Origin of the sequence: Microcystis sp. M_OC_Ca_00000000_C217Col (assembly GCF_007095585.1) — a bacterium.
Classification (GTDB): Bacteria; Cyanobacteriota; Cyanobacteriia; order Cyanobacteriales; family Microcystaceae; genus Microcystis; species Microcystis panniformis.
On the sequence record NZ_SFBV01000276.1, the window covers coordinates 23,035 to 37,951 of the forward strand.

General features: G+C 46.9%; 14 protein-coding genes and 1 pseudogene. 11 read left to right on the forward strand and 4 right to left on the reverse strand.

The features are described 5' to 3' along the window. The first annotated feature begins 95 nt into the window (after nt 1-95). Nucleotides 96-884, forward strand: a complete 789-nt coding sequence (locus EWV66_RS17460; protein ID WP_004159539.1) for a response regulator transcription factor — start codon at nt 96-98, stop codon at nt 882-884. Between the two features lie 85 nt (nt 885-969). Here the strand turns inward: EWV66_RS17460 and ftsH are convergent, their stop codons facing one another. Beyond that, the gene (gene ftsH / locus EWV66_RS17465; protein ID WP_287107377.1) at nt 970-2,865 is read right to left on the reverse strand and encodes an ATP-dependent zinc metalloprotease FtsH; all 1,896 of its coding nucleotides are present in this window, start codon (nt 2,863-2,865) and stop codon (nt 970-972) included. Between the two features lie 214 nt (nt 2,866-3,079). Between ftsH and rimP the strand changes: the two genes are divergently transcribed. The 6 genes from rimP (at nt 3,080) to EWV66_RS17495 (ending at nt 9,106) form a co-directional block, all read left to right on the forward strand. Continuing rightward, nucleotides 3,080-3,550 carry a ribosome maturation factor RimP gene (gene rimP, locus EWV66_RS17470; protein WP_002789389.1) on the forward strand — a complete coding sequence of 157 codons (471 nt, stop codon included), beginning with the start codon at nt 3,080-3,082 and terminating at the stop codon, nt 3,548-3,550. A gap of 139 nt (nt 3,551-3,689) precedes the next feature. After that, nucleotides 3,690-4,886, forward strand: coding sequence for a transcription termination factor NusA (gene nusA, locus EWV66_RS17475; RefSeq protein WP_287107380.1), 1,197 nt, complete (start codon nt 3,690-3,692; stop codon nt 4,884-4,886). Continuing rightward, complete coding sequence (locus EWV66_RS17480; RefSeq protein WP_002768359.1) at nt 4,883-5,164, forward strand: YlxR family protein; 282 nt, start codon at nt 4,883-4,885, stop codon at nt 5,162-5,164. The genes nusA and EWV66_RS17480 overlap by 4 nt, the downstream gene beginning before the upstream one ends. Nucleotides 5,165-5,275: 111 nt before the next feature. Further along, on the forward strand, nt 5,276-8,335 hold the full coding sequence (gene infB, locus EWV66_RS17485) for a translation initiation factor IF-2 (protein ID WP_052277235.1): 3,060 nt from the start codon (nt 5,276-5,278) through the stop codon (nt 8,333-8,335). Between the two features lie 6 nt (nt 8,336-8,341). Next, complete coding sequence (locus EWV66_RS17490) at nt 8,342-8,464, forward strand: hypothetical protein (RefSeq protein ID WP_287107382.1); 123 nt, start codon at nt 8,342-8,344, stop codon at nt 8,462-8,464. Nucleotides 8,465-8,536: 72 nt separating this feature from the next. Further along, nucleotides 8,537-9,106, forward strand: coding sequence for a low-complexity tail membrane protein (locus EWV66_RS17495; RefSeq protein WP_004159551.1), 570 nt, complete (start codon nt 8,537-8,539; stop codon nt 9,104-9,106). 26 nt (nt 9,107-9,132) lie between these two features. Here the strand turns inward: EWV66_RS17495 and EWV66_RS17500 are convergent, their stop codons facing one another. Then, a complete protein-coding gene (locus EWV66_RS17500; RefSeq protein ID WP_287107413.1) occupies nt 9,133-9,861 on the reverse strand; it encodes a carbonic anhydrase in 729 nt (242 codons plus the stop codon). A gap of 287 nt (nt 9,862-10,148) precedes the next feature. Here EWV66_RS17500 and EWV66_RS17505 point away from each other — a divergent pair. Further along, nucleotides 10,149-10,311, forward strand: a pseudogene (locus tag EWV66_RS17505) (ISNCY family transposase); the annotation flags it as partial. Nucleotides 10,312-10,364: 53 nt separating this feature from the next. Then, a complete protein-coding gene (locus tag EWV66_RS17510) occupies nt 10,365-11,318 on the forward strand; it encodes an ABC transporter ATP-binding protein (protein ID WP_052277236.1) in 954 nt (317 codons plus the stop codon). Between the two features lie 15 nt (nt 11,319-11,333). Here EWV66_RS17510 and EWV66_RS17515 read toward each other — a convergent pair whose 3' ends face one another. After that, nucleotides 11,334-12,089: a tetratricopeptide repeat protein gene (locus EWV66_RS17515; RefSeq protein ID WP_052277237.1), complete on the reverse strand. Its 756-nt coding sequence runs from the start codon at nt 12,087-12,089 to the stop codon at nt 11,334-11,336. 44 nt (nt 12,090-12,133) lie between these two features. On the opposite strand from EWV66_RS17515, the gene nblB reads away from it, so the two are divergent. Further along, complete coding sequence (nblB, locus tag EWV66_RS17520; protein WP_052277238.1) at nt 12,134-12,799, forward strand: phycobilisome degradation protein NblB; 666 nt, start codon at nt 12,134-12,136, stop codon at nt 12,797-12,799. A gap of 73 nt (nt 12,800-12,872) precedes the next feature. Continuing rightward, nucleotides 12,873-13,964: a tetratricopeptide repeat protein gene (locus EWV66_RS17525; RefSeq protein ID WP_287107386.1), complete on the forward strand. Its 1,092-nt coding sequence runs from the start codon at nt 12,873-12,875 to the stop codon at nt 13,962-13,964. A 430-nt stretch (nt 13,965-14,394) separates the two neighbouring features. Here EWV66_RS17525 and EWV66_RS17530 read toward each other — a convergent pair whose 3' ends face one another. Beyond that, nucleotides 14,395-14,868, reverse strand: coding sequence for a DUF29 domain-containing protein (locus EWV66_RS17530; RefSeq protein ID WP_043999281.1), 474 nt, complete (start codon nt 14,866-14,868; stop codon nt 14,395-14,397). Nucleotides 14,869-14,917 lie beyond the last annotated feature (49 nt).

Below are 14,917 nucleotides of genomic sequence, written 5' to 3' on the forward strand. Positions count from 1 at the left end.
CTCCTGACGAATGTTACGATTGTTACAACATCTTGACATTAATTCTGATACCCTGACAATGTGTCAATCTGTGCAGTAATGGGGCAGAAACTCAAGTGGTATCGATCCATATTTCTATTGTTGAGGGCAACCCGCACTTGCGATCGCTATTAGCTTGGCATCTGCAACAGGCCGGTTATTTGGTTAACCAATCGGCAACCCTGCAAAGTGCGCGTCAAGCTTTCCTTCATCGTCAACCAACCTTAGCAATTATCGATTCCGACTTGCCGGACGGGGATGGAATCGAACTCTGCCGTTGGCTTTATCAACAAAAACAGTCTTTAATACTGATTCTCTCGGCCCGCAATAGCGAAAAAGACGTGGTCAATGGTTTAAAAGCCGGGGCCGACGACTACCTGAAAAAGCCCTTTGGAATGCAAGAATTTATGGCTAGGGTAGAAGTGTTAACTCGTCGTTTAGGCAGTAGGGCTGCTCCCCTACACTTGGATTATGGGCAATTAAAAATAGATTTAGCCCAACGACGGGTACAATTTCGCGGGGAGTATATCGAATTAACGCCCCAAGAATTTAGCCTACTCTACGTTTTAGCCCAAGCGGAGGGAACACCCCTATCAAGAGCCGATTTACTGCGTCGCGCTTGGCCTGAGGAAATTGATAATCCCCGGACAATTGATACTCATGTTCTCTCTCTGCGGAAAAAAATCGAAACCGATCCCAGACAACCTAATTTAATTCAAACCGTCCGCAACGTTGGCTATCGTTTCAATCTAGAAATGTTGGCCGAGATGACTTCAGCTTTAGAAGCTAATATTATTGCCTCCACCAAAGGCAATCATAACGGCCATTCCATTAATAAAATTCCTGCTCACAACGTTAGTCGTTAATTCTGGCTTTGTCCGACTGATTAGCAGATTGTCTGCTGAAATCGTCTCCTAACCACTTAATCGAAGCGAGGAGACGAAGGGCAAATTAAACCGTAGTCACCATTGACCGATCCGCTTGTTGCTGAAATTCCGTCAATAAACGCCGGAATTCGTCGCCGTCAATGGTTTCCTGTTCAATCAGTATATCCACCAAGCGATCGATCGCCACACGATTGTCAAGGATAAGTTTTGTTGCTAAATCGTGGCATTGCTTGACAAGTTCCCGTACTTGTGCATCAATTTTCGCCATCATCGCGAAAGAATGGTCGGCATGATAACCAGCAGCAGCACCACCGAGATAGGAATTGCCCTCCTCCTCTAGAGCAATCAATCCCAATTCCGACATTCCCAGACGCGTTACCATCTGTCGGGCCAGATAGGTAATTTTTTCAATATCATTACCGGCCCCGGTGGTCACTTCATCCTCACCGAAGACACATTCCTCCGCCACTCGTCCCCCTAATAATCCCGCAATTCGGGCTAATAACTGGGAACGACTGGTTAAACCCTGTTCTTCATCGGGAGTGAACCAAGTTAACCCCAGCGCTTGCCCCCGGGGAATCAGGGTGACTTTTTCCACCTGGTCGTGGCCGGGACAGAGAGTACCGACAATCGCATGGCCGACTTCATGATAGGCGATCAAACGCTTGGCTTTACTATCCACTAAAGCACGCCCTTCCATACCGGCCACAATCCGATCGATCGCATCGTTGACCTCCTCCATGGTAATCGCCTCTTTCCGCCGTCTAGCAGTAAAAATCGCCGCTTCGTTGAGCATATTAGCCAAATCTGCCCCAGTAAAACCCGGTGTGCGCCGGGCGATCGCCTCCAGAGCCACATCAGCAGCCACCTTTTTATCGCGAGAATGGACCTCCAAAATGCCCAAACGTCCCTTAAAATCTGGATAATCCACCACTACCTGTCGATCGAAACGACCCGGACGCAGCAGGGCCGAATCCAAAACATCGGGGCGGTTGGTGGCGGCAATGACGATAATGCCGGTATTTCCCTCAAAACCGTCCATTTCCGTCAATAATTGGTTCAGGGTTTGCTCCCGTTCATCATTACCTCCCCCATAACCGACCCCTCGTTGACGACCAACGGCATCAATTTCATCGATAAAAACCAAACAAGGGGCATTTTCCTGGGCTTTTCGGAATAGATCTCGCACTCGCGACGCACCAACCCCGACAAACATCTCCACAAATTCCGACCCAGAGATGCTGAAAAAAGGCACTCCCGCCTCTCCTGCGATCGCTTTAGCCAGTAAAGTTTTCCCCGTCCCCGGTGGCCCGATTAACAGGACTCCTTTGGGGATTTTTGCGCCAATAGCCGTAAATTTTTCGGGTTGTTTGAGGAATGTCACCACTTCCTCTAGATCTTCCTTGGCCTCATCCACACCCGCCACATCATTAAATTCTATGCCAGTTTTCGCCTCCATCTGAAACCGCGCCCTTGATTTACCGAAGTTCATCGCTTGACCGGAAGCATTAGCAGAACGACGGATAATAAACACCAATAATCCCAAGACGAGAATAATCACTAACAGGTTAGTGAGAACATTGATCAAGGCCGAATTGTCAGTGCTGGGGAGAATGCCGTACTCAATTTTTTTAGCATCGAGTCTCTTGATTAATTCGGGATTTTGGTCAAATAAATTGACTTCCTTCGGGGGATCCTTGTCCGTTTGACCGACGAGGGTAACTGCTGCCTGCTGCAAAGAAGGATTGATTTCCACCTTTTTTACCTTGCCTTGCTCGATTTTCTCTAACAATTCACCGTAGGTGAGGGTATTGGGGTTTTTTTGACTCCAAGCAGGAGTGACATGGCCAAAGGTTTGCAGAATCATCCAAGTGCTGACAATCCCTTTCCATACTGGCCGACGACCACGATTCTTAGCTGACTTGGCTCTAACTACGGTGAGTGGAGATTTTTGATCCATAATTGACTCTATATCTAGTTACCCTGTATTCATTGTGACAGATCGACTCGATCGTGACCACTGTTCTGTTTTCCCCCAAGCACGACCCTGAGGGCAAATAGTGATGACGGTTTTTTGCTATATTGTATTCAGCTAGGTAGTCTAACAACTGCCTATCCCAATCACTAACAGTTTAGGGAAGTGGGTTTCGCCCGCTTTTTTTATTGTCCAAATCATGACTCATCCGCTCATCCCCGACCTGCTGCACCTAGCCACCCCTATCGCTGAAAACTTGGGGCTAGAAGTGGTCGATATCGTTTTCCAAACCAATAAAAGGCCTCCCGTCCTGCGCGTCGATATTCGCAATCTTGCGGGAGATACTGGTTTAGAGGACTGTGAGCAGATGAGTCGGTCTTTAGAAACCGCCCTCGACAGTCAAGAAATCTTACCCGGGGCCTACGTTTTGGAAATATCTAGCCCCGGCATTTCTCGACAACTGAGCAGCGAACGCGAATTTCAGTCTTTTAAAGGTTTTCCCGTCATCGTTACCGGCCAGGATAGCCAGGGAAAACCAAAAGAATGGCGCGGAAAACTGCAAGGTAGAGATGAGCAATCTATTTATCTTAACCAAAAAGGTCGCTCCCTGACCATCGATCGCACTACCGTCATCAGCGTCCGTTTAGATGAGCAGCGCAGTAATCAGTGATCAGTAATCAGTAATCAGGGATAAAGATGAAGATAACTAACTAACTGATTAACTTAAAACTTACATCTGATAACTGATAACTGATAACTGATATAAGGCTAAAAAAATAATGACTCAAAAGTAAGGAGAAAAAATAATTATGGCTACTGTTAATTTGCCTGGTTTAAAAATAATGCTCGAAGAAATTAGCCAACGACATAATCTGCCCAAAAATGCCGTACAGGAAGCCTTGCGTGAAGCACTTCTCAAGGGGTATGAACGTTATCGACGCGCCCAAAGTTTAGAAAAAGCCGCTCAATTTCATGAAGATTATTTCAATAACTTTGATGTGGAATTAGACGTAGAAGAAGAAGGGTTTCGCATCCTTTCGACTAAAACTATTGTGGAAGAAGTGACCAATCCCGACCATCACATCGGTCTCAAAGAAGTGCAAGAAGTGGCCGATGAGGCCCAATTAGGGGATGAAGTAGTTCTTGATGTCACCCCCGACCAAAGAGAATTTGGTCGCATGGCGGCAATTCAAACTAAACAGGTTTTACTGCAAAAACTGCGGGATAACCAACGCAAAATGATTCAAGAGGAGTTCCAAGATCTGGAAGGAACGGTTTTACAGGCCCGAGTCGTCCGTTTTGAAAGACAGGCCGCTATTGTCATGGTACAAAGTACCTACGGTCAACCAGAAGTGGAAGCAGAACTACCCAAACGGGAACAGCTGCCCAACGATAACTATCGCGCCAACGCCACCTTTAAAGTTCTGCTCAAAAAAGTCCTAGAAGGTTCTCACCGCGGCCCGCAATTAATTGTTTCCAGAGCGGCGGCGGGCTTGGTAGTATATATGTTCGCCAACGAAGTTCCCGAAATCGAAGAGGAAATCGTGCGTATTGTCGCCGTCGCCCGGGAAGCCAATCCCCCCTCCCGTCACGTTGGTTCGCGGACAAAAATCGCCGTCGATACCTTAGAGAGAGACGTGGATCCGGTTGGGGCTTGTATTGGGGCTAGAGGTTCCCGGATTCAAGCCGTGGTTAACGAATTGCGGGGGGAAAAAATCGACGTGATTCGCTGGTCTCCAGATCCCGCCACCTACATCGCCAATGCCCTTAGTCCCGCCCGTATCGACCAAGTTTTGTTCACTAATGCCGAAGAAAGACAAGCATTGGTACTGGTGGCACAGGATCAATTAAGTTTAGCGATTGGCAAAGAAGGGCAGAACGTGCGTCTAGCCGCCCGTCTGACGGGCTGGAAAATCGATATTAAGGATATAGTCCTCTATAAAGGCGAACAAGAGGTAAAAAACGATGAAACCGACCCAGAAGCGCAGGATTTAGACCAAGAATGAACCCCTTCGTCAATTATCGACGCTGTATTAGCTGCCGTCTCTTCGCCCCGAAAGAATCCTTTTGGCGAATTGTCCGACTACACCCGTCCGGACAGATACAATTAGATCAAGGAATGGGAAGAGCTGCCTATATCTGTCCGCAACCTAACTGCCTGCAATTAGCCCGGCAAAAAAATCGTCTCGGACGGGCCCTAAAAGCCAATATTCCCGAAACGCTCTATGAATCCTTGCAAGAGCGCCTCGGGACTGCCAAGCAAGGTCGTTCAAATCAGGATTAAAATTGACGATCATAGCCACAAAATCGTTAGCATGGAAAGGGGGCAGTCCTGACAGGATCAAAAAATCAGCCAACTTATAGGATCACTAACACTTTAGCCGGGGGATAATGGATGAGTAACGCGAAAGTCAGAATTTACGATTTATCAAAAGAATTGAATCTAGACAACAAAGACATTTTGGACATCTGTGACCAGTTGAACATCGAGTACAAGAGCCACAGTAGCACGATCAGCGAAGAGGATGCCCAACGCATCAAAGCAATCGCTGCGAAGGGATTGGCCTCGAGTACCAGTAAAAATAGCACGGGTCAGCGAGAATCGGCTAGTCCTGCCGAAGAAAAAAAACAAAAGATTTTAGCCCTGCATAAACACAACCGCCCCGAAACTGGCGAAGAAGGGGAAATCTATCCCGGGCCTGCCGGGTCCTCAGCTAAACCGACTTTAATCAGTCCTCCCCGTCCCCCAGTTAAACCCCTCGTTGCTCCCCCAGGGCGCGACGGTGCGGCCGAAAAAACTCCCCCCACCGAGCAGAAAAATGGAGCTACCGCCACTGCTGCACAGATGCTATCTCAGTCCGCCAGTGTGAAAGAAACCCCGACCGAAACCCCGCTAGTGCCAGAAGCAGCCCCCACCTTAATCGCCCCACCTAATCGACCTTCCCTCACCCCGAAACCACGCCCGGGCAGCACCTCGGGCCGGCCAGAACCCCGATCTAAAAATGCCCCCGGCGGTAACGACAGGCCCCGGGGAGAAAAACGCGAGCGCGGCGAGAGCGAAAACGCCCCTAGCCCTGAGCGCAGGGCTGGCTTGGTTAAACCAGAAAAACCGACCCTCAACCGCAAACCCGACGGAAAAAGCCCGAAACTGGCGGAACCAACTAGAGAAGTGCGGGAGACGGTGGAATTGAAGCGCCCGGTTCGCCCTGGTATGCCCGCTAAAATCTCGGCTACTGGCGAGGAAGAAACCGACACCACCAAGAAATCTGGTGTTGATGGCACAGAAATCGATACAGATACCGGATTGCTCGGAGCAGACGGGCCCAAAAAACTCAAACGACCGACCATGCCCCCTCGCATGGCTAAAAAATCTAGCTGGGAAGAGGAAGAAGAAGAAGAGAAAAAAGCGGCCAAAACTGCCAAAACTGCTGGCAAAAACAAACGCCGCACCCAAGCTCTCTTTGAAGATGATGATGATCTAGAATCGGAACTATCCGGGTTAATCAATAGCCCCAGTTTTACCCTTTCCACTGCTCGTCCCCCCAAACCGCCCAGCGCTAAAGCTGCCACCCCTGGCACCCCAACAGCAGTCAAAGTTAAGCGGCCCAGTAAACCAACCGCCCACACCGGCAGTCCGAAAAGCGAGCGCCAAGAACCCCAAGAGGAAAAACGCCCAGAAAGCATCATCATCACCGGCAGTCTCACCGTGCGCGACCTCTCGGAATTGATGAAAGTCCCGGAAACCGAGATCATCAGAACCCTATTTTTTAAAGGGATGGCGGTGAATATCACCCAAACTCTCGACGTGGACACGATCGAAATGATCGCCAGGGACTTCGAGATGACCGTGGAAACCCCCAGCACCCAGTCGGCGGCGATCAAAACCACGGAGATGATCGATGTCTCCGACTGGGAAAGTCTCCAGCGTCGTCCCCCCGTCGTCACCATTATGGGTCACGTTGACCACGGCAAAACCACCCTCCTCGACTCGATCCGCAAAACCAAAGTCGCCCAGGGGGAAGCCGGCGGCATCACCCAGCACATCGGTGCTTACCACGTCGATGTGGAACATAACGGCAAACCGGAACAGATTGTCTTTTTGGATACCCCCGGTCACGAAGCTTTTACCGCCATGCGCGCCCGTGGGGCGAGAGTCACCGATATAGCGGTACTGGTGGTGGCCGCCGATGATGGTGTACAACCCCAAACGAAAGAGGCAATTAGTCACGCCAGGGCCGCCGAAGTCCCCATCGTGGTGGCGATTAACAAAGTCGATAAACCTTCTGCTAACCCCGACCGGATTAAACAGGAATTGACCGAACAGGGACTGGTGGCCGAAGATTGGGGCGGTGAGACGATCATGGTTCCCGTTAGCGCCCTGCGGGGTGAAAATCTCGATAATCTGCTGGAAATGATCCTCTTGGTGGCAGAAGTGGAGGAATTGGTCGCTAACCCCGACCGCTTGGCGAAGGGAACCGTCATCGAAGCTAACCTCGATCGCACCAAAGGCCCCGTGGCTACCCTGCTCGTCCAGAATGGCACTCTCCGCGTCGGTGATAGCATCGTCGCCGGTTCCGTTTTCGGCAAAATTCGGGCTATGATCGATGATCGCGGTCAAAAAGTCGAAGCGGCCACCCCCTCCTTCGCCGTGGAAATCCTCGGTCTCAGTGATGTGCCGGCCGCTGGCGATGAATTCGATGTCTATGAAAGTGAAAAAGAGGCCCGGGCGATTGCCGATCAACGGGCGATCGAACGACGCAACACCCGTTTACAACAGGCCCTCTCTTCTCGTCGCGTTAGCCTTAGCACCCTCTCTATCCAAGCTCAAGAAGGACAACTCAAGGAACTTAATCTCATCCTCAAGGCAGATGTGCAAGGTTCCGTCGAGGCCATCCTCGGTGCGCTCAAACAGTTACCCCAAAACGAAGTGCAGATTCGCGTTCTCCTCGCCTCTCCAGGGGAAATCACCGAAACCGATGTGGATCTGGCCGCCGCTAGTGGTGCGGTGGTGGTGGGCTTTAATACCACCCTTGCCAGTGGTGCGCGCGCATCCGCCGATCGGGAAGGGGTCGATATCCGCGATTACAATATCATCTACAAGCTTCTCGATGATATTCAAGGGGCGATGGAAGGTCTTCTCGACCCCGAAGAAGTGGAAGAACACCTCGGTTTTGCCGAAGTGCGTGCCGTCTTCACCGTCGGTCGTGGGGCCGTGGCGGGCTGTTATGTCCAATCAGGTAAACTGGTGCGGAATCGCTTCCTGCGGGTGCGTCGCGGCAAGGAAATTGTTTATCAGGGAGTTCTTGATTCCCTCAAACGGATGAAGGAAGATGCCCGGGAAGTAGCTACCGGTTTCGAGTGCGGTGTCGGTGTTTCTAAATTCAATGACTGGAAAGAAGGCGACATTATCGAAGCCTACGAAATGGTCATGAAACGTCGCACTTTATCCAGTTAATTAGACTTGAACCGTCGGGAGTCGGGAGTCAGTTATCAGTTATCAGTTATCAGTTATCAGTTATCAGTTATCAGTTATCAGTTATCAGTTATCAGTTATCAGTTATCAGTTATCAGTTATCAGTCATAATTCATAATTCCCCCACTCCCCCACTCCCCCACTCCCCTGCTCCCCCACTCCCCCATCTCCCCACTTCCCTCTATGAAATCAGAACCTTTTTTGTGGATTCATCTGGCGGGGTTAGCGGCCTTGCCAATCTTTTTACAAATCGCTTGGATTGGTTTAGCTGTGGGCGATCCCTTGCCTTTTCTTTGGCTAGAATGGCTATTTCTAGGAGCGATCGCTATCATACCCGTCTTTTGGATGCAGTGGACAAAACCTTTTGATATTTTTAGTCTTTTGTTGGTTGCTCTGAAACCGAGTCAACTCACCCCCGAACAGTTAAAAATTCTCTCTCTTTTTAAACGTCCTCGCCATCGTCTTCTTACTCTTTTGGGAGTCGTCCTCTTAATTCTCATCACTTGGCCAATCTACAATTTTGCCCCTCTAGCGGCTGCCGTGGCCGCCTATCTCCCCCAATGGCGGCTTTTAGGTTTAGTAATCGCTGCGATCGCTCTCCTCTTAAGTCACCTATTTCTACAGGTTCCTCTGAGTGTTCTGGGGGTTTTAGCCACTAAGGAAAGTGACTGGACAGCCACCGAAGCTTTAGTTATTGAGCGCATTCCTGAGTTATTTACCATTGTTGGTCTAAAAGTTAATAAAATTATCTAAATTAGCTAAAATGCCGCCAATTTATGCTAGGAATGTAGGATCGAGCGCCCGTTTAAGGGTTGAATATTCCTCGCATTACTCGGAAAAATCGCGACCAATTGTTGCAGTTGTTGGGGAGAAATTTCGATCGTATTTTGCCAGACTAACCAGAGAACATCCTCGCTACAGGGGGGAGTGGACAAAGACCCCCGATATTCATAAAAATCGCTATTTTCTGGCAGTAAAAGCCCGGCATTGACCCAAGTATCGGGGATAATCATTTCAGGAGAAGGTTCTTGGGGCAAATAAGCCCAAATGGTTTGTAAATAGGGATTATTTGCGCCAATTTCGGCTAAGATACCCACAACTGCTAAATTTCCTCTCCCATTTCGATGCACTAAATGAATTTCTAGAGGGAAAGACTGACCTTTAATCTGATGTTCGCTGGGGTGATGAAAATGAAACTGCAATAAATCCCAGTTTTCGCCGTGAAACCTCATATTTCCACCTTTTTCGGTCTGAACCAAGATTGTACGACCGTTATGGCGAATTTTTAGGGGTACAGGACGATAATTAAAAGTGGGGTGGTATAGCTCTTTTTCAGTCACTATACTCAGATCGATCGGTGTTTGTTGCTTTCCCGTGGTGCAGAGACGATAATTCCTTGATAATTCGCCCCAATGGTCAATATTTTGATAATTCCAAGTAAATTCTGGATTAATAGCCCCAAAAAGAGCGTGAGAGCCAATAAATTGCAGTAATTCTCGTCTATACATGGTATTAAATCCAGCAATCATCAGATAATTAGGGTTTGCTGAAAAAGTTTTTCCTGGGGGCAGGGTGTAGGGTGTAGGGTGTAGGGTGTAGGGTGTGGGGTGTGGGGTGTGGGGTGTGGGGTGTAGGGTGTGGGGTGTGGGGTGTAGGGTGTAGGGAGAATAAATAAAATAATCTCCTATCTCCTGACTCCTGACTCCTGACTCCTCAAAACCTAAGACTCTGTACCTCACAACTATGGAAATTGCTATAATCGGCTCACATCAGACTTTAAACCTCTAGCTTGATGATGAGTTTTCTGATCAATATCTTTTTGTGGTTCGTGTCCGACTTACTCAAATATCAGTGTAACACAGAACAAAATCACCTCTGCGCCTGTATTGCCTTGTCCTAGTTGTGGTTCTCACCATACCATCAAGAATGGTTCTATTGATAAGGGGAAACCCAAACGTTAATGTTAAGAATGTGGTGGCCAGTTTGTCAGCAATCCCACTACTAAAACTTTATGAACACACCCGAATTAGCCATTGCTACCGTTGGTTTAACCAAACAATTTGACCGCCATGGGGCTGTTAATCAAGTGGATTTACAGATTGAAGCGGGGGAAGTTTACGGGTTAATCGGTCCAAATGGAGCGGGAAAAACCACTTTAATTAGGATGTTAGCGGCAGCGGAAGAACCGACAACGGGAGAAATATATCTGCACGGAGAACGTCTTTTAAGAGATGAGAGTAATCCCCGTCTGAAAAGAAATTTAGGTTATCTACCCGATAATTTTCCCCTCTACGATGACCTAAATGTCTGGAATTATCTGGATTATTTTGCCCGTCTTTATCATATCCCTCGCTCCCAACGTCATCGCCGCATTTATGAGGTTCTAGAACTGGTACAATTAACCAATAAAAGCCATAATTTGATCGCTACTTTGTCCCGGGGGATGAAACAACGTTTAAGTTTAGCCCGAACGATTATTCATGAACCTTTAATTTTACTTCTCGATGAACCAGTTTCTGGATTAGACCCGATCGCTCGCCTACAATTTCGTGAGATTATTAAAGTCTTACAATCGGCAGGTATGACTATTTTAATTTCTTCCCATGTCCTTAGTGATTTAGCGGAACTTTGTAGTTCTGTGGGTATAATGGAATTAGGTTATCTAGTGGAAAGTACCTCTTTAGAGGAATTAAATCAACGTCTAGCCGGTCAATACTTGCAGATTACGACTCTAGGCAATTTAGAAGCCTTAGAAACCGCTCTTAAGCAATGTGTTTTTGTGGAAAGTTGGCAAAGAATTATTAATACTAATACTCTCCGGGTTAAATTTACGGGAACCCTAGAAGATAGTGCCGAATTGTTGAAATCTTTAGTCGTTTCTGGTCTGAACTTAAGCGAGTTTTATACTTGCCGCGAAGATTTAGAAACTATTTTCCTAAAACTGGGACATCGACAGGCATCTTAAGGGGAAATAATAATTTTAAATCTGGGATAGTAACTTTTCGACTAATTTAATTTGCTCCTGACTAAAACCAGCTTCCTTCAGGTGTGCCAGAAACCATTTTTGTCGATAACGACTGTCTAAATTCCTAGCCTTTCTATAGGTATCCTGCGCTTTTTTACTATCACCTTTATCTAAATAAATCATTGCCAAAGCCACAAGAGGATGGGGATTATTTGGCTCTAATTTAACTGCTTTTTTAGCGTTATTAATAGCTGAATCAAAATCTTTGAGGCGATGATAGGCGAGGGATAAATTATAGTAGGCGATTTCATTATCGGGTTTTAAATTAGCGGCTTTAGTATGAGTGACTACGGCTTTTTCAAGATGACCACCGACAAGATAAACAATTCCTAAAGCATTATAAGCAGCCACATGATCGGGAGCAATTTTAATCGTTTCCTCTAGGGTTGTTTGTGCCGCTAAAGGTTGTTTAGCGAGGTGTTGTGTCCAACCTAAAATTACTCTCCCGTCTAGATGATTGGGGTTTAACTGTACCGATTTTTTTAAAGCCTCAATACTTTTGACAAAATCTCCCTGTTGACGATACTGTAATCCCAATTGACGATAACGATTAGCAGCTTTAATGTCTGATGCGGAAATAATCGGACTGGGAGAAGGAGAAATGATTATCTTAGCCGTCGGTTCTTTTTTAATAGGAGAGGGGGGACTACAGCCCCAAAAAACCGGGGAACTAAAGATGATCAAGATAGTCAGGATTCGATAACTATTCATGGGACAATTAATACCAGTCCAATTGTTAAGGGTGTCATCAAATTATGAATTATTCCCCTGAATCCGTGCAACGGCTGCTCGATTCCAATGATTATGGCGATCGCTTATCGGGAGTTAATCAACTGCGTTATTTAGCCCCAGAAATCGCCTTCGAGATGTTACAGCCTTTGATTAACGATAGTAACGCTAGGGTGCGTTATTCGGCGGTAAGTCAGTTAGATATCCTCGGTCGTCAGAATCCTGATCTGGCCTTAACTATTCTACGCGATCGTTTGTTGCATGATCCGGAAGCAGATGTGAAAGCGGCCGCGGCCGATGCGATCGGGGGGTTAAAATTAACGGCAGCCTACGATGATCTGGTGGCTGTCTATCAACAATCCTCCGACTGGTTAATTCAATTTAGCATTGTGGCCGCTTTGGGCGAATTGGGGGAACCCCGGGGCTTTGAACTGCTGGAAATCGCCCTTAACTCCGATAATGAATTGGTAAAAACGGCCGCCGTCAGTGCTTTTGGGGAACTAGGCGACCCTCGCGCCGTCTCTTTACTCGTTCCCTTGGCTAATGATGATGACTGGCAACTGCGCTATCGTCTCGCTCAAGCTTTAGGCCGCTTAGGGGGGCAAGATGCGATCGCTGTTTTGACCCAGTTAACCGGCGACAAGAGCGCCCAAGTCGCCCAAGAGGCCCGCAATAATCTCGTTCAAGGGTGATGCAGAATAGTTGATTTTTGTCAATACTATTTACAATAAAATTTAATTAAGAATCGTTAACAAAGGTAAAGCGATGGAACAATTTACCCGTTTAATCTTGCTCGTCGGTCTTCTCGCGGGGGGCTGTTTTTCCCCCTCAATTGCGATCGCCGATAATCCCGCAGGGGCAATCGTGAGCAAGGATTCAGAGGTTAACGAACTACTGCGTCAAGCGCGGCAATTAGTCAAAAATGGCAATTATGGGGAAGCTATAGCCATTTACGAGCGGGCTGCCGCCCTTGATGGCAATAATGCCAAAATTTTCTCTGGGATTGGCTTTTTACAAACGCGGCAAGGGGATTATAACGCCGCCGCCCAAGCATACCAAAAAGCTTTAAGTCTCGATCCGAGTAATCCCGACTTTTTCCATGCTCTCGGTTATAGTTTGGCTAATATCGGCGATTATGACAATGCAGCCACCGCTTACTACTACGCTATCCAAATAGAACCGAAAAACGTCCAACACTACCTCGGTTTAGGGGTGGTATTATTACGGCAAAAAAACTATGCAAAAGCGGGCGAAGTTTACCAATGGGTTTTAGCTCTCGACCCCAATAATCAGCAAGCCCACGAAATCATGGGTAAGGCTTTGATTGAACAGAATAAAACCAGCGAAGCCCTCGATTTTCTCCAAAAATCCCTGCAAAGATTCCCTAACAATAGTGAATTAAGATTGCAACTGGCCAGCCTTTTGCTTAAACAGGGCGATTTAAATGGCGGAACCCAAATTTTAAAAGAAATAGAGCGACAAAGTGCCGGAAATTTTTTAATTCAGCTAAAAATAGGGATTTTACTTGAAAAACAAGAGCGTTTTGACGAGGCTCTTCCCTTTTATCGTCGGGCTGTTTTCCTACAACCCCAATCGTTGGAAGCACAAGCGGGAATCGGTCGCATCCATCTGGCCAGAAAAGATTATCTTGCAGCAATTATCGCCTATCAAGATTTGGCCAAAATTGCCCCCAATAACGCCGATGTCTATCTTAATCTCGGTCGGGCCTACGCGGGGCGGGGACGAAAAAGAGAGGCGGAGGAAGCTTTTAAGCAAGCGCGAGCGGTTTATGTGCTGAAAAATAATCAATCCGGCCTGGAGGAAGTGGATGCCCTGCTGAAGAAATTGGTTGAGTAAAACTAGATCAGTTATCAGTTATCAGTTATCAGTTATCAGTTATCAGTTATCAGTTATCAGTTATCAGTTATCAGTTATCAGTGATCAGTGATCAGTTATCAGTGATCAGTTATCAGTGATCAGTTATCAGTGATCAGTTATCAGTGATCAGTTATCAGTTATCAGTTATCAGTTATCAGTGATCAGTTATCAGTGATCAGTGATCAGTTATCAGTGATCAGTTATCAGTTATCAGTGATCAGTTATCATACTAAATCCAGTTATTAAAAACTGATTATCTATTCCCTCTTTTGCCTTTTGCCTCTTGCATGAGTGCCTGTCCTCATAAGTATCCTATACTCAACGGATTTAGTATCGGTTATCAGATTTGAGTTTTCAGTTCACTGATGACTGTTTAGCGATTTAAGGAGTGATTTAGATAGTCAATAGTTTATTCCCAATCGATCGGCAGCCATTGATTATCTAAAACCTGTTCGAGATTAAAAATTATCTGACTGGGTAAACCGCCAGGGGATAAACCCATTTTTTTCCGGACGGCCTCTAAAGCTGTATGGTAGGATGGCTCAAAAATCTCCCGAAGATAGGGCTTTAAACTAGGGCTATCCTCCAGTAAATCTTGAATTTCTGCCCGAAAATTATTGATTTCTCCATTCCAATGATTGCCATTCCGGTCTCTTTCCGATTGCCAGTAAGTTAATTTGAGTAAATGTTCTAGGAGACGAGTTAAAAGACTTTTGAGCGCGTGTCTTTCACTTCTCCCCATCGATTCAATCTCCTCAATTAAGTTGTCTAAATCCACCTCGGCAAACTGGCCTTTTTTTAATTGTTCTGCCGTGGTTTTTAGCCAGAGATAAAAATCTTCTTCGTATAATGTTAGGGTCGCTGTTTCTGTCGCTCTAGTCATGACGGAACTGCCACAGATGAAAAGTAATCGGGATTCTATATTATACAAT